This is a genomic window from Blastococcus sp. TBT05-19, assembly GCF_003319095.1.
Classification (GTDB): domain Bacteria; phylum Actinomycetota; class Actinomycetes; order Mycobacteriales; family Geodermatophilaceae; genus Blastococcus.
The window spans coordinates 365,213-382,224 of record NZ_QOHI01000005.1 but is presented as its reverse complement, the minus strand read 5'-3'; the positions used below and the strand labels follow the sequence as shown (position 1 = coordinate 382,224).

The following is a 17,012-nucleotide window of genomic DNA, read 5'->3' as shown; positions in this document are numbered from 1 at the left end:
GGCGGGCGTTTCCCCGGTGTCGCCGTCGGGGTGAACTCCTGTTCCGTTCCGCTCACCGCGCGTGCCCCGCTGTGGTGAGGCCTCCGGTCACCGGCGTGCACGAGCGCACCAGGACCGGCGAAGATCAGCGGGTGACAGCCGCCGAGGAGTCAGCCGTCGAGGAGCGCCCCGCCGAGACGCCGACGGGCGGCCGCGCCCTCATCGAGTCCGGCACCCCGGTGGCCGGCTCGATGAGCCAGGCGGCCGCGACCGTCGTCTTCGAGCCGGCGGCCGCGCGGGTGCAGGTGAACCCGCGCTTCGCCGGGGCGCTGCGCACCGTGGCCGACGACGTCGCGGAGCTGACCGGCCGGGAGCGGGTGCGGGCCGGCGCCGCGCTGGCCTTCGCCGTCGAGTACGCGGCGACGGTGCACCGGAACGGCCGCGCGGTCCGCACCGACCGGTTCTTCACACCCCGCCCCGGCAGCCGGCCGCTGGTCGAGGAGCTGGCCGAGTCCGTCGTCGCCGCGGCTCGGCGGTCGACCGACGAGCGGCGGGTGCGCCACCTCGGCTACCTGCTGGCCGAGGTCGCCGTGTCCCCGGACATCGACGCCGAGCTGGTCGGCCGCGGGCTCCGGCTGGCCGAGGAGCTCAGCTGGCGGCAGCTCGCGCTGCTGGCCGCGGTCGGACGGCGCGAGCGCGTGCCGCTGCCCATGAGCCCGCTCGAGGACGACCCCCGCGGCTGGACCGCGTGGGGCGCCTCCGAGGACGTCGCCGACCTGCAGCGCAGCGGCCTGCTCGACCCGCCGCCCGCCCAGCCCCGCCCGGGCGGCGCCGCGCTCCCGCGCCTGCGCCCGGCCGACCTGCGGCTGACCCGCCGGGGCGTGCTCGTGCACCGGCTGCTGGTCCTCGAGGTGCTGCGCGACGAGGCGGTCGCCGCCGCCCTGGCCGACCTGGGTCTGCCCCGCTCCTAGCGGCGGCGCGCCACCAGCACCGTGTCGGGCACCGTGTTGCCGGTGCGCTCGGCGGCCCCGGGGTCGCGTTCCCGGATCTCGGTGACGACGTCCCAATCCCCGGGCGCGAGCTCCGCCGCGACCTCCTCGGCCGTGTAGAGCGCTCCCGGCTCGTGCGCGTGGTGCTGCCCGTGCCCCCAGTGGTCGCCGATCAGGTGGCCGACCACCAGCAGCGTGCCGCCCGGCGCCACGGCGGCCGCGAGCCCCCGGAGCATCCGCGAGCGGTCGGACCAGGTGGCGTGCAGGTAGTGCGCCGTGACCAGGTCGTACGCGCCCGCCGGCGGGGTCCAGGCGTCCAGGTCCTCGTGCAGCCACTCGATCCGGTCGGCCAGCTCCAGCTCGGCCGCCTTGGCCGCACCCCGCTCCAGCGCCACCGGCGAGAAGTCGACGGCGGTGACCCGCCACCCCCGCGACGCCAGCCAGAGCGCGTCGCCGCCCTCGCCGGCGCCGGCGTCCAGCGCGGAACCGGGTGCCAGGTCGGTGGCCTCGACGACGAGCTGCCGGTTAGGCCGCCCGGTCCAGATGGCCGGCGCCGAGCGGTAGAGCTCGTCGTAGGACTCCCGGGTGACCACGGGCTGCCGGGCCGCGCCGTGCTCGTGCTGGTGCTCGCTCATGCCGCCACGCTCCGCTTCCCGGCCACCGCGCGCGCGGTGTCCTCCTCGATCAGGTCGGCGTTGATCATCGCTCCGGCCTTCAGCCCCTGTGCCGCCGCGGCGATCACCTGCGCGCTCATGTCGGCGACGTTCCCGGCCACCCAGAGGCCGGGGACCTCGGTGCGCCCGGTCGGGTCGGCCTGCAGGTTGCTGCCCACGACCGCGCCGTTGATCTCCATCGGCACCGGGACCGCGCCCAGCCCCGCGACCAGGTCGGCGTTGGCCGTGAACCGGGGGGTGACGACGACGGCGTCGCGCGCCACCAGCTCACCGGAGGTCAGGCGCACGTCGGCTCCGCCCTCGAGCCCGGCCACCTCGTCCCGCACGACGCGGACCCCGCGGGCCGCCAGCTGCTCGAGCTCCTCGTCGGTCGGCTCGGCACCGGTGTGCACGAAGAGGACGACGTCGTCGGTCCACTGGCGCCACATCTTCGCCGCGTGCACGCCCATCACGCCGGTGCTCACGATGCCGACGGCGCTGTCGCGCGCCTCCCAGCCGTGGCAGTACGGGCAGTGCAGCACCGTGTTCCCCCACCGCTCCGCCACTCCGGGGAGGTCGGGCAGTTCGTCGGTCAGCCCGGTGGCCAGCAGCACCCGGCGGGCGCGCACCTGCTCGTCGTCGACGTCGAGGACGAAGCCGTCGTCCTCGCGACGCACGGCGGTGACCCGTCCTCCGCGCACGGTGGCGCCGTAGCCCTCCGCCTCACCCCGTGCGATGTCGTACAGCTCGGCGGGCGGGGTGCCCTCCCGCCCGAGGTAGTTGTGCACGTGCCCGGCCGGTGCGTTGCGGGGAACGCCTGCGTCCACCACCAGCACGCTGCGCCGGGCGCGGGCCAGGGTGAGCGCTCCGCTCAGCCCCGCCGCGCCGCCTCCGATGACCACCACGTCGTACCGCTCGTCCATGGCGCCCACTGTGGTCCCGGACGGCCAGCTCTAGCAACTGTCATTGCCGAAGTGGCAAACTGGTCCCGTGACCGACGACGACGTCCTGCAGAACGTGGGCCCGCGCCTGCGCGCCCTCCGCCAGGAGAACGGCGCCACCCTCACCGACCTCTCCGCGACGACCGGCATCTCGGTGAGCACGCTGTCGCGGCTGGAGTCGGGGCAGCGGCGGCCCACGCTGGAGCTGCTGCTCCCGCTGGCCCGCGCGCACGGCGTGGCCCTGGACGACCTGGTCGACGTCCCGGCCCCGGCGGACCCGCGGGTGCACGGGCGGCCGATCGAGCGCGACGGCGCCACGATGGTGCCCCTGACCAAGCAGTCCGGCGGTCTCCAGGCCTACAAGTACGTGTGGCCGCCGCGGTGGCGGGCGGGCAACACCGAGCAGCAGGTGCACGACGGCTACGAGTGGCTGTACGTGCTCTCCGGGCGCGTGCGGCTCCTGCTGGGCCCGCGCGACTTCGTGCTGGGCAGCGGCGAGGTGGTGGAGTTCGACACCCGTGTGCCGCACGCCTTCTCCAACCCGTTCCCCGAGCCCGCGGAGGCGCTGGTGCTGTTCGGTCCGCAGGGCGAGCGCATGCACGTGCGCGCCCGCCCGCGGGACCGCTGAGCCACCGGCACCCGTCGTTACCGTTTCGTTGCCTCGAGCTGTCATCCTTCGCTCCCTCGGCCGTCGCACCGGCCGGGGCGGCCGAAGGAGCGCGCATGCCGAAGAGCCAGGCCCGTCCGTCGGAGAGCGCGTCGGTCGTCGCCGCCCGCCAGCTGGCCGAGGAGGCCCAGCGACGCCGGAAGCTGCTGGCCGACCTGCGTCGTCGGCACCGGCCCAAGGACCTCCCGGCCGTTCCGCCGCCGCCAAGCGCGTGACCGTCGCCTGCATCGCGTCGGTGCTCGCGGGGCTGGTCCTGGTCTCGGGCTGCGCCGGCGGGACCGTCTGCTCCGCGGTCGGCTGGTCCAACGAGCTGGTCGTCGAGTTCGCCGACGGATGGCCGGCCGTCGAGGGCGGCGTGACGATCGAGTGCGAGCCCGCCTGCTACACCGACCCACTCGTGGATGCCGAGACGGCGACGGTCGACCCGGCCGACGGCGGAGCGGCCGGCGCGCTGCTCGACATGTCCACCCCGGACTCCGTCGTCGTCCGCGTGCTCGGGCCCGACGGCACACGGCTGACCGAGCTCGAGGCCGAGCTGGAGTGGCGCCGCGTCGGCGGGACCGAGGAGTGCGGCGGGCCGCACGAGGCGACCGTCGTCGTCCCGGCGCCCTGAGGGATCAGGCCGAGCGCGCGTAGGCCGCCGGCGTGGTCGCCAGCATCCGGCGGAAGTGCCGGGTCAGGTGTGCCTGGTCGTGGAAGCCGGACGCCGTCGCCACCTCGGCGGCCGGGAGGCCGTCGAGCAGCAGCCGCCGGGCCAGGTCGATCCGCCGGCCGGTGAGGTAGCGGTGCGGCGGCAGCCCGTGCCGGGAGGTGAACGCCCGCACCAGGTGCGTCGAGGAGACGCCCAGGTGCGCGGCCGCGACGGAGAGGTCGAGGCCCTCGACGAGGCGGGTGTCCAGCAGCTCGCGCAGGGCGTCGGCGACCCGGGCGTTCCGTGCCGGAGGAGCGGGGCGGACGGCGGAGTCCAGGTGCTGCGCCAGCCGCTCGACCACGAAGGCCAGCCGGCTCTGCGCCTCGAGCTCCTCCGCTCGCGGTGCCAGCGCGCCGTGCAGCCGGGAGACCCGGTCGCGCAGCTCCCGGTCGGCGAACTCGGGCCGGTCCACCGCCCGCCCGACCCGGTCGGCCCCCAGGACCGCCGGCTCCAGGTAGAGCACCCGCTTGCGGAAGCCGCCGGGGAACTGGGACCGCCCGTCGTGCGGCACCCCGGGCGGGAGCAGGGTCACCACGTCCCGGGAGGCGCCGTGCGCGTGCCGGTCGAGGTCGTAGCGGACCGCGCCGGCGTCGACCAGGAGCAGCGTCCATCCGTCGTGGGTGTGCGCCGGGTAGGCGTGGTCGGTGAACCGGGCGTGCAGCACCTCGGTGAGCCCCGGCACCGGTGGGCGCCAGGCCACCACCTCGGCCGGGCCGGTCACGTCAGGAACGTACAAGACCAGCGGGGCGCGCGGCGGCCACCCTGACCACCGTGACGACCGCGGAGAGCCCCCAGCAGGAGACCCCCGTCCCCGGCGAGTCCGGACCGCCCTGGCCGACGAAGGTCGTCGTCCTGCTCCGCGAGGGGCTGCTCCCGTGGCAGGAGCTCAACGTCACCGCCTTCCTGGCGAGCGCCGTGGCCGCCGCCGTGCCGGAGCTGATCGGCAGGCCCTACGAGGACGCCGACGGCACCCGCTACCTGGCGATGATCCGCCAGCCGGTGCTGGTGATGAGCGGCCCGGCCGACGTGCTGGCGGCGGCCCGCGAGCGGGCGCTCCAGCGTGGTCTGCCGACGTCGCTGTTCACCGCGGACCTGTTCGCCACCGGCGGCGACGCCGAGAACCGCGCGGCTGTGCGGGCGGTGCGCGGCGCGGACCTCGACCTGGTCGGGATCGCCGTGCACGGGCCGAAGAACGGCGTCGACAAGGTGGTGAAGGGCGCCCGCATGCACCTGTAAATCCAAACACCGGCTGCACTGCATGACTGTGCCATTGCGCCGGTGGTCAGCCTACTTGCTTTATCCAATCCTGAAGGTACAAACGTATGCGTATCATTTCCCGCTCGTCAAGAGTGTTGCTGTGGGCGATGACGTTGCGAGAAAGCTCGAGCTCGCCAATACGGCTCAGCACCCAGTTCTGATCCGGGAAGAGATCCTCGAAGTCGGGCCAGTTGTTCTGAAGAAGAGATCTCAAGTCGCCGAAATCCGTATAGTAGATCGCATGAGCACCTCGCGCGACATGCCAACGATTAGCCCCTTCTTTATCTCGCCGATCTTCCACTTTCTTTCGAAGAGCACTACTCGCCTTGACATCCCACCACTCCGCGCCATGGAGTTCGCTGAGACGGTCATTGATCAACTCGCGCACTGCGTTCTCGAGGCAGAAGAAGGCAAGATAAGCCGGCAGGCTTGCCATTGCTGACGAGCGAATACTCGACGAGAAGTCCTCGATGGGCAACACGCGCTGGGTCGCCCTCTCGTCGGTAGAGGAGCGTAAGGCGAAACCCTCCGACTCGAAGCGATCAACCAACTCCTCTGCCGAGAGAGCCCGGAACAACCACTCTCGAACCTTCCCGTTAATCAATCAGTTCCGCCTTGAGGGCACGAAAGATCGCGGTGTATACGGACACATCGGACGTCGACGGCAGATGGATATGCACGTCATGGTGCAGACTCAGCCCTGCGGCTGCCACCACGCGATCGACGGCATCCTCACTCGGCGTCACCGGGGGGACGCTTTGCTCCTTCGGCTCTTGAGTAGCCGCATCAGACGGAACACCGGCTGCCGTCGTCCAATCGGCCATGTCTGCCAGAACCTTGAAAGTGGTGGCCATTTTCTTGGCCGCAGCTTCCCCCTTCCCGGAAGCGCTCTTGAACAGCTCCGTAAGTTGCGAATGCGACCTTTCGTTGGCGGCTTGGTCTACCAGGAACAAATCCGCCCAGCCGTCCCTAAGTCCCATAGCGACCGCACGACCACTTCGACTGCCGTTTCGGAAATCGTTGTATCGATCTGTCGGGACGCCATCCGGCGTAAGAAATCCAAGCCCCTTCAGGACGCCGATGACGGGCCGATCGGTCGAGCTGCTGAAGCCGAGACTCTTCAAGAAGTCGAGTGTGAATTTGGGTGGGGTGCCAGCGCCGCCCACCCGCTCCAGGATCGACTTCAGATTCTTCGACGAGGTCATGTAGGCGAAATCGCCTGGCATCCGTCCTCCACTAGTCCGGCGCACACTAGACCAAGGAGCGTCCCAGACCGCAAGCGGTTGGGTGATGCGTGACTTCAGGCGATCGAGTCGCTCAGGAGCCCGGTCGAGGGCACCTCAGAGGGTGACCACGAGGTCGCCGTCCACCTCCCGCACCGGGAACACCCGGACCGGTGCCGCACCGCTGGTCGAGGCCCCGTCGGACCACCGGTAGGCGTACTGGTGCAGCGGGCAGACCAGCACGTCCACGTCGGACTGCCCGTCGGCCAGCGGTCCCCCGGCGTGCGGGCAGGCCGCCTGCGTGGCGTGCAGCGAGCCGTCGCGCAGCCGGAAGACCGCGACCTGCTCCCCGCCGGCGACAAAGGCCCGCCCCTCCCCCGGCGGCACGTCCTCCACCCGTCCCACGACCACACCGGTCGCGGTCGCGACGTCGGTGACGCTCATCGGACCGGCACCGCCGGCAGCTCGACGAGCGGCAGGGAGGTGCGGAACTGTCCGGGCGTGGCCGGCTCCTCCGCGTCCTGGCCCCACGGGTCGCGGTAGGCGTCGATCGAGCGCTGCATGCCGGCGTCGAGGTCGGCGCAGATGCCCTCGCTGTCCTCCAGCAGCAGCTGCTTGATCTTCTCCAGCCCGATGCGGGGCACGAAGTCGTAGGTGCGCTCCAGCCAGTTGGCGTTCTCCCGGTAGTACTGCATGAACCGCCCGGCCAGCGTCATGACCGCGTCCCGGCCCTCGACGGTGGCCAGCAGGTCGCCCTTGCGCACCGAGGCGCCGGCCGCGCCCCCCACGTAGACCTCCCACTTGCCGCCGCCGACGGCCACGACGCCGACGTCCTTCACGTAGGCCTCCGCGCAGTTGCGCGGGCACCCCACCACGGCGAGCTTCATCTTCGCCGGGCTCTCGATGCCCTGGAACCGGGTCTCGAGGTCGATGCCGAGCTGGGTGGAGTCGTCGAGGCCGAAGCGGCAGAAGTCCGAGCCGACGCAGGTCTTCACCGTGCGGAAGCTCTTGCCGTAGGCGTATCCCGACGGCATGCCGAGGTCGTTCCACATGGCCGGCAGGTCCTCCTTGCGCACGCCGAGCAGGTCGATCCGCTGGCCGCCGGTCACCTTCACCATCGGGACCTCGTACTTCTCGGCGACGTCGGCGATCCTCCGCAGCTGCGCGGGCGTCGTCACCCCGCCCTTCATCTGCGGGACGACGGAGAACGTGCCGTCGCGCTGGATGTTGCCGTGGACCCGGTCGTTGATGAACTCGGCGTCCTTCTCCGGGACGTGATCGGAGCCCCAGATCATCTTGAGCAGCGAGGTCAGGCCCATCTTCGACCTCGCGTCGTCCTTGCCGTCCGGTGCCAGCTTCGCGAAGACGGCGGAGACGCTGCGCAGGTCGTGCTCGCGGATGGCGCGGATCAGCTCGGGCTTGGGCATCGGGACGCCCGGCACGTACCAGGAGGCGGCGGGGTCCTCGGCGAGGTCGCCGTCGGCGGCCCACTCGACGATCTGCTTGACCAGCGACTTGCAGGAGCCGCAGCCCTTGCCGGCGCGGGTGCGGTCCATGACCTCCCCGACGCTGCCGCAGCCACTGGCCACCGCGCCGCAGATGTCGCCCTTCGACACCCCGTTGCAGTTGCAGACCTGCGAGTCGGCGGGCATCTCGGCCACCCCGACCTCCTCCGCCCCGTCGGAGAGGTCGACCAGCAGCCGGATCCGCTCCTCGGGCAGCGGGGCGCCGCGGTCGAAGGCCTGGGTGAGGAAGGCGACCTTGCGGGTGTCGCCGAGCAGCGTCGCGCCGACGAGCCGGTCGTCGCGGATGACCACCGAGAGGTGCACCCCGCGCTTCGGCTCGGAGATCACCAGGAACTCGTCGTCGTCCCGCTCGGGGGTGCTGGTGCCCATGGTGGCGACGTCGACCCCGGCGACCTTGAGCTTGGTCGCCGTCCGGCTGCCGGTGTACTCGGCGTCGGGGTCGGTCCCGGTCAGGACGTCGGCCAGCACCTTCGCGTGCTCCCAGGCAGGTGCCACCAGGCCGTAGACAGAGCCGCGGTGCTGGGCGCACTCGCCGATCGCGTAGACGTCGGCGTCGTCGGTGCGCAGCTGGTCGTCCACGACGATCGCCCGCTCGACCTCCAGGCCCGACCGGACGGCGACGTCGGTGTGCGGGCGGACCCCGGCGGCGACGACGAGCAGGTCGCAGTCGAGCCGCCGGCCGTCCTCGAGCACCACGCCCTCGACGTGCCCGGTGCCGAGCACCTCGGTGGCGAGCACGTCGAGGTGCACGGTGATGCCCAAGGCCTCGACGCTCCGCTCGAGGATGCTGCCGGCCTCCCGGGACAGCTGGGCGTTCATCAGCCACGGCATCGCGTGCACGAGCTCGACCTGCAACCCGTGGCCCTGCAGCGCGCGGGCCGCCTCCAGGCCGAGCAAGCCGCCGCCCATCACGACCGCCCGCGTGCAGCGACCGGTGGCCTCGAGCATCGCCCGGGTCTCGTCGATCGTTCGGAAGCCGTAGACGCCGCCGAGCAGCTCGCCGTCGGCGGTCCGGACGCCGTTCATGGGCGGGATGAACGAGTAGCTGCCGGTGGCCAGGACCAGGTGGTCGTAGGCGGTGACGCTGCCGTCGGCTGCGTGCACCTGCTTGGCGGCGGTGTCGATCCGCTGCACCCGGACGCCGGCTCGCAGGTCGATGCCGTTGTCGGCGTACCAGTCGTGGGAGTTGAGCACGATGTCGTCCTCGTGCGACTCCCCCGCCAGCACCGGCGAGAGCATGATCCGGTTGTAGTTGCCGTGCGGCTCGTCGCCGAAGACGGTGATTCGGAACTGCTCGCCGCCGCCGCGTTCGAGGACCTCCTCCACGAAGCGGGCGCCGGCCATGCCGTTGCCGACGACGACGAGGCGGCCGCGGGGATCGAGCTCCTCGTCGAGGTGCAGGGTGCTGGCGCCGGCGAGGCGGGCTCCGAGGATCGCAGTCATCAGACCTCCACCAGACCCAGGTCGACCACGATCTCGCCGACGACGCCCTCGGGCGCCGCCGCGTGCAGCTCCACCACCGAGCCGCCCGGCAGGTCCTCGACCACCCGGAGCGGCACGTGCGTGTCGGCCTTCGCCCCGATCGGGAACCAGCGCACCGGCTCGCCGTCGCGCACCAGCAGCACGTAGACCAGCTCCGCGGTCGCGTTCCCGCCGCGGAAGTACAGCGCCTGCGCGCTGCAGCCGGCGGGCACCGTGTAGCGCAGGGCCGGGTCGACGGGGCCGGGCTTGGCCAGCCCGTCGCCGGTGATCGGGAAGACGCCTTGCAGGAAGCGGGGTGTGCTCTTCACGGTGCTCCTCTTCCGGGTGGGACGGCGGGGTTCGCGGGCGGTCGGTGAGGCGTGGTCGCGGGGGTGCGGCTGGGTCGCCGCGGGCGGTGGCGGGACGCGTTCCTCGGGGCCGCCGACACGGGAGACGGCGACCGCGCAGACCTTGAAGGCGGGCATCTTCGACGTCGGGTCGAGCGCGTCGGCGTCGGTGAGCGCGTTGGCGCTGGCGCCGCCGCCCCAGTGGAAGGGCACGAAGACGACGTCGGGCCGGATGGTGTCGGTGACCTGCGCGTGGAAGCGGGCGCGCCCGCGGCGGGTGGCGAGCTCGACGGCGTCGTCCTGCTGGATGCCGAGCCGGCGGGCGAGGTCGGGGTGCAGCTCGGCCCGCGGCGTGGGCGCGACCATCTGCAGGCTGCGCGACCGCCGGGTCTGGGTGCCCGACTGGTACTGCGCCAGGACGCGGCCGGTGGTGAGCACGAGCGGGTACTCGGCGTCGGGCCGCTCGGAGGCTTCGACGTGCTCGACCCGGACGAAGCGGGCCCGGCCGTCCGGGGTGGCGAACCGCTCGGTGAACAGCCGGGGCGTGCCGGGGTGGGTGTCGCCGGGACAGGGCCAGAAGACTCCCTGCTCCTCGTCGATCCGCCGGTAGCTGATCCCGGAGTAGTCGGCGGTGCCACCCGCGCTGGCCCGGCGGAGCTCCTCGAAGACCGTCTCCGGGTCGCCGCTGAAGCCGGTCGCCCCGAGCCGATCGGCGAGGACGGCGAGCAGCTGCAGGTCGTCGGAGACGCCGATCGGCGGATCCAGCGCGCGCCGCCGGCGGATCACCCGGCCCTCGAGGTTGGTCATCGTCCCTGCCTCCTCCGCCCACATGGCGCTGGGCAGGACGACGTCGGCGAGCTCAGCGGTCTCGGAGAGGAAGAAGTCGCTGACAGCGAGGAAGTCGAGGTCCCGCAGCCGGCTGATCACCCGGCGGGCGTCGGGGGCGCTCACGGCGACGTTGGACGCCAGGACCAGCAGCGTGCGCACCCCGCCGTCGGTGCCGAGCGCGTCGAGCAGCTCGAAGGCGCTCTTCCCCGGCATCGGCAGGTCGTCGGGGTCGACGCCCCAGACGGCGGCGACGTGCGCGCGGGCCGCGGGGTCGGCCAGCGACCGGTAGCCGGGCAGCTGGTCGGCCTTCTGCCCGTGCTCGCGGCCGCCCTGCCCGTTGCCCTGGCCGGTGACGGTGCCCCAGCCGCTCCCCCGCCGTCCGGGTAGGCCGAGGGCCAGCGCGAGGTTGATCCACGCCTGCGCGGTGTCGGTGCCGCTGCGGTGCTGCTCCGCGCCGCGGGCGGTGAGGATCATGGCCGTGTCCGCGCGGGCCAGGGCGAACACCGTGCGCCGCTGGTCGGCGACCGGCACGCCGGTGAGCCGCTCGACGCGGTCGGGCCAGTAGGCGGCCACACCGGCCTTGACCGCGTCGAACCCGGTGGTGCGTTCCGCCACGTACTGGTCGTCCACCAGCCCCTCGGCGAGGGCGATGTGCAGCAGGCCGTTGGCGAGCGCGAGGTCGGTGCCGGGCAGCGGCTGCAGGTGCAGCCCGGCGTTCCGGGCGGTCGCGGTGCGCCGCGGATCGACGACGACGTGCTGCGCACCGCGCTCGCGCCCGGCGTCGAACCACTGCATCACCGGCGGCATGGTGTCGGCCGGGTTGCTGCCCACCAGCACGACGACGTCGGCCTCGGCGATGTCGCTGAGCGGGAACGGCAGGCCGCGGTCCAGGCCGAACGCGCGGTTCGCCGCGCCCGCGGCCGAGGACATGCAGAACCGGCCGTTGTAGTCGATGGCGGACGTGCGCAGCGCGACCCGGGCGAACTTGCCGAACTGGTAGGCCTGCTCGTTGGTCAGCGACCCACCGCCGAAGCAGCCGACGGCGTCGCGGCCGTGTGCGGCCTGGGTGCGCCCGATCGCCTCGACCAGCCGGCCGAGCGCGTCCTCCCAGGTGCTCTCCACCAGCGGGCTGGTGCGATCGCCGGGGACGGCCCGGACCAGCGGGCGGGTGAGCCGCTCGGGGTGGTCGAGCAGCTCGGTGGCGGACCAGCCCTTGGAGCAGAGGCCGCCGCGGTTGGTCGGGAAGTCCAGCGGCACGAGGGTCGCCGGCCGGTCGCCGGCGGTCACGGCCATCCCGCACTGCAGCGAGCAGTAGGGGCAGTGCGTGCTCGTCGTCCGCGTGCCCCGGGCGCCGGGGACGGCGGTCGGCGGCGTGGCGGGAGCGGGCACGGGGACGAGAGTGCGTCGCCGTCGTTTCCCGTCGTCGACCCGGGCGTCACGCTTGCGTTCCGTTCACCTCACAACGGGCCGGGTGCACCTGTGCGGTGCCGGCCGCGCAGGATGTGCCGACGACGCGTCGATGCGGAGGGCAGCCATGACCGAGCCGGACCAGTCCGCCGACCCCGACAGCCCGGAAGGCCGCGGCGGTGCCGCCAGCGTGATGCCGGCCGCTCCGCCCGGTTCGGGGCGGGGTTCCCTCGACCGGCGCAGGATTCTCGGCGCCGCCATCGAGTACATCGACGAGAACGGCCTGAACGCGCTGACCATGCGCCGCCTCGGCGCCCACCTCGGGGTGGAGGCCATGGCCCTCTACCGCTACCTGCCCGGGCGCGAGCAGCTGCTCGACGGGGTGGTGGAGTCGGTCATCGACGAGCTGTACGGCGACCCCGACGTGCACCTGGCCGCCGCGCACGGGTGGCAGGACTACCTGCAGCGTCTCGCCCACGGCGTCCGGCGGATCGCGCTGGCCCATCCCGAGGTGTTCCCGCTCGTGGCCACCCGGCCCCCTGCCGCCCCCTGGGTCCGGCCGCCGCTGCGGAGCCTGCGCTGGGTGGAGTCCTTCCTCGACGCGCTCATCGACAGCGGCTTCACCGAGGAGTCGGCGGTCGCCGCGTACCGGGCCTACTCGAGCTTCCTGCTCGGGCACCTGCTGCTGGAGGTCTCGCAGAAGGGCGTGAAGATCAGCCCGCGGGACGAGCCCGAAGGTGTGCCGGAGGCGATCGAGGGAACGGACCTCGGGAACTACCCGACGGTCGTCCGCCTGGAGGGGCTGCTCTCCCTGGACGAGTCGGCGGCAGAGTTCGAGGAGGCGCTGGAGAACCTCCTCGAGCGGCTCGAGGTGGTCCTGCGTGAGGGCCGGTCGCCGCGTCGCGGGGATGCGCGAGCCTAAACGCCGCTGCCTCTGTTTACAGCGTAAATCGCCGGGCATGGCCTGGAACGGCGCGCGACCGGGAGGACGTCCCGGCAACGCGACCGCCGTCCAGTCCTTCACCCCGCGAGGAGCGCACGTGATCACCGAACAGCAGATCAGCACCGTCATCGGCAGCACCGCCGTCGGCCGCGACGGCAAGCTCGGCACCGTCGGCGAGGTCTACCTCGACGACGAGACCGGCCGTCCCGAGTGGGCGACCGTGCGCACCGGCCTCTTCGGCACCAAGGAGGCCTTCGTCCCGCTCGCCCAGGCCGACATCACCGGCGACGAGCTGCGTCTGCCCTACGACAAGGACAAGGTCAAGAACGCTCCGCACATGGACTCCGAGGGGCATCTCTCGCCGACCGAGGAGTCCGAGCTCTACCGCTACTACGGCCTCGAGGGCGGCACCGGCCCGACGACCGACACCACGACGGCGCACACCACGACCGGCACCGACCACCCGGGCACCGTCGGCCACGACACCTCCAGGCCCACCACCGACAACGCCATGACGCGGTCGGAGGAGCACCTCAACGTGGGCACCCGCTCCGAGGAGGTCGGCCGCGCCCGGCTGCGCAAGTACGTGGTGAGCGAGAACGTCACCGAGACCGTGCCCGTGGCCCGCGAGGAGGTCCGCGTCGAGCGCGAGCCGATCACCGACGCCAACGTGGGCAACGCCCTCGACGGCCCGGCCATCTCCGAGGAGGAGCACGAGGTCACGCTGCACGCCGAGCGTCCCGTGGTCGAGAAGGAGGCCGTCCCGGTCGAGCGGGTCCGCCTGGACACCCAGACCGTCACCGAGCAGGCGACGGTCAACGAGGAGGTCCGCAAGGAGCAGATCGAGTTCGACGCCGACGACGTGAACCGCCGCCGCTGACCTCTGCACCCCCTGCTCCACCCCCGATCGACGAGGAGAACCACCTCCATGTCCGCAGCAGGATCCGACGGAGCGCACGCCACCCGTGGCGCCGCCCGTGACGCGCTCGACGCGCAGCACTCCCGCTACGGCGGCATCAAGTGGGGCGCCGCGTTCTTCGGCTGGCTCTCCGCCAACGGTCTCGCCGTGCTGCTCGTCGCGCTGCTCAGCGCCGCCGGCGTGGCCATCGGCCTGACCCAGGGCGTCCCGTCCACCGACGAGGCCACGCAGGAGGCCAGCACCATCGGCATCGTCGGCGGCGTCGTCCTGCTGGTGATCCTCTTCCTGGCCTACCTGGCCGGTGGCTACGTCGCCGGCCGGATGTCCCGCTTCGACGGGGCCCGCCAGGGCATCGCCGTGTGGGTCATCGGCCTGCTCGTGGTGATCGCCCTCGCGGTCGCCGGGCTGGTGTTCGGATCGCAGTACAACGTGCTGCAGCAGCTCAACCTGCCCCGCATCCCGATCGACGAGGGCACCGCGACGACTGGCGGGATCATCGCCCTGGTGGCGGTCCTGCTCGTCACGCTGCTCGGCGCCGTCCTCGGCGGCAAGCTCGGTGAGCGTTTCCACCGCAAGGTGGACCGCGCCGGTCTCGCCGTCTAGGCATCCGCACCCCCGACGGGGGCCGTCCCTTCCCGGGGCGGCCCCCGTCCGCGTGCGCGGGCCGTGGTCGAATGCCCGCGTGACACCTCCCGGCCCGACCGTCCGGCGGATCGACGACCCGGACGAGCCCGGCCCCGACGTGCGGGTGGCCGAGGCGCGCGAAGTCCCGGCGATCGCCGCCACCCTCACCGTCGCCCTGGCCGACTCCCGCTGGACCCGCTGGGCGCTGCCCGACGACGGGCGCATGCAGCGGCTCACCCGCCTGCACGAGCTGGACGCCGCCCACCGCGGGGTCGCCACCGGCACGGCATGGGTCACCGAGGACCTGGACGCCGTCTCGGTCTGGGAGCCGCCGGCCGGGGCCGAGGGCACCCGCCCGCTGCCGGACGACGTGCGGCGCGCGCTGTCCCAGGAGCTCCCCTACCTGGGCCAGGGCCGTGCGCGGGTCGTCGCCGAGACCGAGGCGCTGGTCACCGCCGCGCTGCCCGACGCGCCGCACTGGCGGCTGCGGCACCTGGGCGTCCGGCCGTCGTCCCGCCGTCGGGGGCTCGCCGCCGCCGTCCTGGCGCCGGTGCTGGTGCGCTGCGACGCCGAGCGGACGCCGGCCGCCGCCGCGGTGTTCGGCTGGGCGAACGTGCGCTTCCTGCGCGGTTTCGGTTTCCAGGTCACCGAGACCACCCGCACCACCGACGACGAGCTCCCCCTGTGGGTGCTCGTGCGCGAACCGCTGTCCCTCAGCTAGCTTCCGGAGGACCCGTGCCCAGCCCCGTCAGCCGCGCGCTGCCCCCGCTGTTCCGCCTGCTCGGCTTCCGGCGGGAGTTCGACTCCCCCGAGGCGCTGCTGAAGGGTGTGCAGGAGCGGCTGCTGCGGCCGGTCGCCTACGGACCGCCGCGCGGCCTCCGCTCGGTGCGGATCGAGCGGGACGTGGACAACGGGACCGGCTGGCCGGTCTACCGCGTGCTGCCCCGGGACCGGACGCCGACCGGTGCGGCGGTGTACGTGCACGGTGGCGCCTGGGTCAACCAGATCCACCCCCTGCACTGGCGGCTCGTCGCCGGGCTCGTCGCGCGCAGCGGGGTCGCGATCACCGTGCCGATCTACCCCCTCGCGCCGATGGGGACGGCGGCGGTCGTGGTGCCCGCCGTGGCCGACCTGATCGCCGGTCTCGTCGACCGCTCCGGCGCGGAGCGGGTCTCCGTGCTGGGCGATTCGGCCGGCGGCCAGATCGCGCTCTCCGCGGCGCTGCTGCTGCGCGACCGGGGGGTGCCGCCGCTGCACGGGACGGTGCTCATCTCCCCCGCGGTGGACCTCACGCTGGCCAACCCGGAGATGGACGCCGTCGAGCGCACCGACCCCTGGCTGGCCCGCGCCGGCACGCACGCGGCGATCGACCTCTGGCGTGGTGACCTGTCGCGCACCGACCCCGTGGTCAGCCCGCTCTTCGGGGACCTGACCGGCCTCGGTCCGATCACCGTGTTCAGCGGCACCCGCGACATCACCAGCCCGGACACCCGGCTCCTGGTCACGCGAGCCCGGGCCGCCGGCGTGCAGGTCGACCACCACGAGGAGGAGGGCCTGGTGCACGTGCACCCGCTCCTGCCGGTACCGGAGGGGAAGCGCGCCCGGCAGGCGATCGTCGACGTCCTCACCGGCTGAGGCGACGCACCGTGCATCCGGAGCAGCGTGCGACCCGCGCGGCCTACGACGCCGTCGCCGAGGACTACGCGGCCCTCCTGCGCGACGAGCTGGCCACGAAGCCGCTGGACCGGGCTCTGCTGGCGGCCTTCGCCGAACTGGTCGCCGACGCTCCGGTGCTCGACGCCGGCTGCGGTCCGGGGCGGGTGGCCGGCCATCTCGCATCCCTCGGCCTCCACGTCACCGGCATCGACCTCTCTCCGGGGATGGTGGCCGTCGCCCGTCGCGATCACCCGGCGATCAGGTTCGACGTCGGGTCGCTGACCGCCCTGGGCTTCCCGGACGCGTCGTTCGGAGGGGTCCTCGCCTGGTACTCGCTCATCCACCTCCCCCCGGACCAGCTGCGCCTGGCCCTCGAGGAGCTGGCCCGGGTGCTGCGGCCCGGCGGCTGCCTGCTGACCGCCTTCCAGGTGGGCGACGGCAAGGTGCGTCTGGACAAGCCCTACGGACACGACGTGGACCTGCACGCCTACCGGCTGGACCCCGACCAGCTCGCGCAGCTCTCGGCCGACGCCGGACTGGCTGTCGTCGCCAGGACCCTCCGGGAGCCGGAGGGATGGGAGCGGACAGCTCAGGCCTACCTGCTGGCGCGCCGCCGGGGCTGATCGTCCCGGGATCCGTCCCGCGGACCGGTCTCCGAGGGGGCCCGCCACCAGCGGGCCACCATGACCGCGGTCGCCAGCGTGGACAGCGTCGCCAGGACGGTCAGGTAGAGCGTCCGGACGTCGACTCCCTCGTCCACGCGGTCGGCTCCGTCCGCGAACAGGGCCGTGGAGATCGGGACGGCGAGCCACAGCGCGGCGGACACCACGGCGACGACGAGCGCCGTCCGGCGTTGGCGGGAGTTCACCGGGCCAGCATGGCTGCGGGCACGCCCGCACGT

Annotated in this window: 20 protein-coding genes; 11 read left to right on the top strand and 9 right to left on the bottom strand. The window is 73.1% G+C overall.

Annotation, left to right across the window (positions count from 1 at the left end):
* Positions 1-131: 131 nt before the first annotated feature.
* Positions 132-950, top strand: coding sequence for a hypothetical protein (locus DQ244_RS15480; RefSeq protein ID WP_113812362.1), 819 nt, complete (start codon positions 132-134; stop codon positions 948-950).
* On the opposite strand, the gene DQ244_RS15475 is transcribed toward DQ244_RS15480, so the two are convergent.
* The gene (locus tag DQ244_RS15475; protein WP_113812361.1) at positions 947-1,603 is read right to left on the bottom strand and encodes a bifunctional 2-polyprenyl-6-hydroxyphenol methylase/3-demethylubiquinol 3-O-methyltransferase UbiG; all 657 of its coding nucleotides are present in this window, start codon (positions 1,601-1,603) and stop codon (positions 947-949) included. The two genes, DQ244_RS15480 and DQ244_RS15475, sit on opposite strands and share 4 nt — an antisense overlap.
* The gene (locus tag DQ244_RS15470) at positions 1,600-2,544 is read right to left on the bottom strand and encodes an NAD(P)/FAD-dependent oxidoreductase (RefSeq protein WP_113812360.1); all 945 of its coding nucleotides are present in this window, start codon (positions 2,542-2,544) and stop codon (positions 1,600-1,602) included. The genes DQ244_RS15475 and DQ244_RS15470 overlap by 4 nt, the downstream gene beginning before the upstream one ends.
* Positions 2,545-2,611: 67 nt before the next feature.
* On the opposite strand from DQ244_RS15470, the gene DQ244_RS15465 reads away from it, so the two are divergent.
* The 3 genes from DQ244_RS15465 to DQ244_RS15460 all read left to right on the top strand — a co-directional run bounded on the left by DQ244_RS15465 (position 2,612) and on the right by DQ244_RS15460 (position 3,842).
* Positions 2,612-3,190: a helix-turn-helix domain-containing protein gene (locus tag DQ244_RS15465; protein ID WP_113812359.1), complete on the top strand. Its 579-nt coding sequence runs from the start codon at positions 2,612-2,614 to the stop codon at positions 3,188-3,190.
* A gap of 95 nt (positions 3,191-3,285) precedes the next feature.
* Positions 3,286-3,444 (top strand): hypothetical protein, encoded by a 159-nt coding sequence (locus DQ244_RS19455; protein ID WP_158544571.1) that lies wholly within the window; start codon positions 3,286-3,288, stop codon positions 3,442-3,444.
* Positions 3,441-3,842, top strand: a complete 402-nt coding sequence (locus DQ244_RS15460; protein WP_113812358.1) for a hypothetical protein — start codon at positions 3,441-3,443, stop codon at positions 3,840-3,842. Before DQ244_RS19455 ends, DQ244_RS15460 begins: the two co-directional genes overlap by 4 nt.
* A 4-nt stretch (positions 3,843-3,846) precedes the next feature.
* Here DQ244_RS15460 and DQ244_RS15455 read toward each other — a convergent pair whose 3' ends face one another.
* Positions 3,847-4,641 carry an AraC family transcriptional regulator gene (locus DQ244_RS15455; protein ID WP_199580423.1) on the bottom strand — a complete coding sequence of 265 codons (795 nt, stop codon included), beginning with the start codon at positions 4,639-4,641 and terminating at the stop codon, positions 3,847-3,849.
* A 50-nt stretch (positions 4,642-4,691) separates the two neighbouring features.
* On the opposite strand from DQ244_RS15455, the gene DQ244_RS15450 reads away from it, so the two are divergent.
* Positions 4,692-5,156, top strand: a complete 465-nt coding sequence (locus DQ244_RS15450) for a DUF2000 domain-containing protein (RefSeq protein WP_113812356.1) — start codon at positions 4,692-4,694, stop codon at positions 5,154-5,156.
* 46 nt (positions 5,157-5,202) lie between these two features.
* On the opposite strand, the gene DQ244_RS19240 is transcribed toward DQ244_RS15450, so the two are convergent.
* The 5 genes from DQ244_RS19240 to DQ244_RS15430 all read right to left on the bottom strand — a co-directional run bounded on the left by DQ244_RS19240 (position 5,203) and on the right by DQ244_RS15430 (position 11,951).
* Positions 5,203-5,658 (bottom strand): Swt1 family HEPN domain-containing protein, encoded by a 456-nt coding sequence (locus DQ244_RS19240; RefSeq protein WP_147251539.1) that lies wholly within the window; start codon positions 5,656-5,658, stop codon positions 5,203-5,205.
* Positions 5,659-5,773: 115 nt separating this feature from the next.
* Positions 5,774-6,382 carry a DUF5343 domain-containing protein gene (locus tag DQ244_RS19235; protein WP_147251538.1) on the bottom strand — a complete coding sequence of 203 codons (609 nt, stop codon included), beginning with the start codon at positions 6,380-6,382 and terminating at the stop codon, positions 5,774-5,776.
* Between the two features lie 135 nt (positions 6,383-6,517).
* Positions 6,518-6,844 carry a Rieske (2Fe-2S) protein gene (locus DQ244_RS15440; RefSeq protein WP_113812354.1) on the bottom strand — a complete coding sequence of 109 codons (327 nt, stop codon included), beginning with the start codon at positions 6,842-6,844 and terminating at the stop codon, positions 6,518-6,520.
* Positions 6,841-9,369 carry a nitrite reductase large subunit NirB gene (gene nirB, locus DQ244_RS15435; protein WP_113812353.1) on the bottom strand — a complete coding sequence of 843 codons (2,529 nt, stop codon included), beginning with the start codon at positions 9,367-9,369 and terminating at the stop codon, positions 6,841-6,843. The genes DQ244_RS15440 and nirB overlap by 4 nt, the downstream gene beginning before the upstream one ends.
* Positions 9,369-11,951 (bottom strand): molybdopterin oxidoreductase family protein, encoded by a 2,583-nt coding sequence (locus tag DQ244_RS15430; RefSeq protein WP_113812352.1) that lies wholly within the window; start codon positions 11,949-11,951, stop codon positions 9,369-9,371. The genes nirB and DQ244_RS15430 overlap by 1 nt, the downstream gene beginning before the upstream one ends.
* A gap of 145 nt (positions 11,952-12,096) precedes the next feature.
* On the opposite strand from DQ244_RS15430, the gene DQ244_RS15425 reads away from it, so the two are divergent.
* The 6 genes from DQ244_RS15425 to DQ244_RS15400 all read left to right on the top strand — a co-directional run bounded on the left by DQ244_RS15425 (position 12,097) and on the right by DQ244_RS15400 (position 16,734).
* Positions 12,097-12,891 (top strand): TetR/AcrR family transcriptional regulator C-terminal domain-containing protein, encoded by a 795-nt coding sequence (locus DQ244_RS15425; protein ID WP_113812351.1) that lies wholly within the window; start codon positions 12,097-12,099, stop codon positions 12,889-12,891.
* 118 nt (positions 12,892-13,009) lie between these two features.
* Positions 13,010-13,792, top strand: a complete 783-nt coding sequence (locus DQ244_RS15420) for a DUF2382 domain-containing protein (protein WP_113812350.1) — start codon at positions 13,010-13,012, stop codon at positions 13,790-13,792.
* Between the two features lie 48 nt (positions 13,793-13,840).
* A complete protein-coding gene (locus DQ244_RS15415) occupies positions 13,841-14,434 on the top strand; it encodes a hypothetical protein (protein WP_113812349.1) in 594 nt (197 codons plus the stop codon).
* Positions 14,435-14,513: 79 nt separating this feature from the next.
* A complete protein-coding gene (locus DQ244_RS15410; protein ID WP_113812348.1) occupies positions 14,514-15,176 on the top strand; it encodes an N-acetyltransferase in 663 nt (220 codons plus the stop codon).
* A 14-nt stretch (positions 15,177-15,190) separates the two neighbouring features.
* Positions 15,191-16,090: an alpha/beta hydrolase fold domain-containing protein gene (locus DQ244_RS15405; RefSeq protein WP_113812347.1), complete on the top strand. Its 900-nt coding sequence runs from the start codon at positions 15,191-15,193 to the stop codon at positions 16,088-16,090.
* Positions 16,091-16,101: 11 nt separating this feature from the next.
* Complete coding sequence (locus tag DQ244_RS15400; RefSeq protein WP_113812346.1) at positions 16,102-16,734, top strand: class I SAM-dependent methyltransferase; 633 nt, start codon at positions 16,102-16,104, stop codon at positions 16,732-16,734.
* On the opposite strand, the gene DQ244_RS15395 is transcribed toward DQ244_RS15400, so the two are convergent.
* A complete protein-coding gene (locus tag DQ244_RS15395; RefSeq protein ID WP_113812345.1) occupies positions 16,707-16,979 on the bottom strand; it encodes a hypothetical protein in 273 nt (90 codons plus the stop codon). The two genes, DQ244_RS15400 and DQ244_RS15395, sit on opposite strands and share 28 nt — an antisense overlap.
* Positions 16,980-17,012 lie beyond the last annotated feature (33 nt).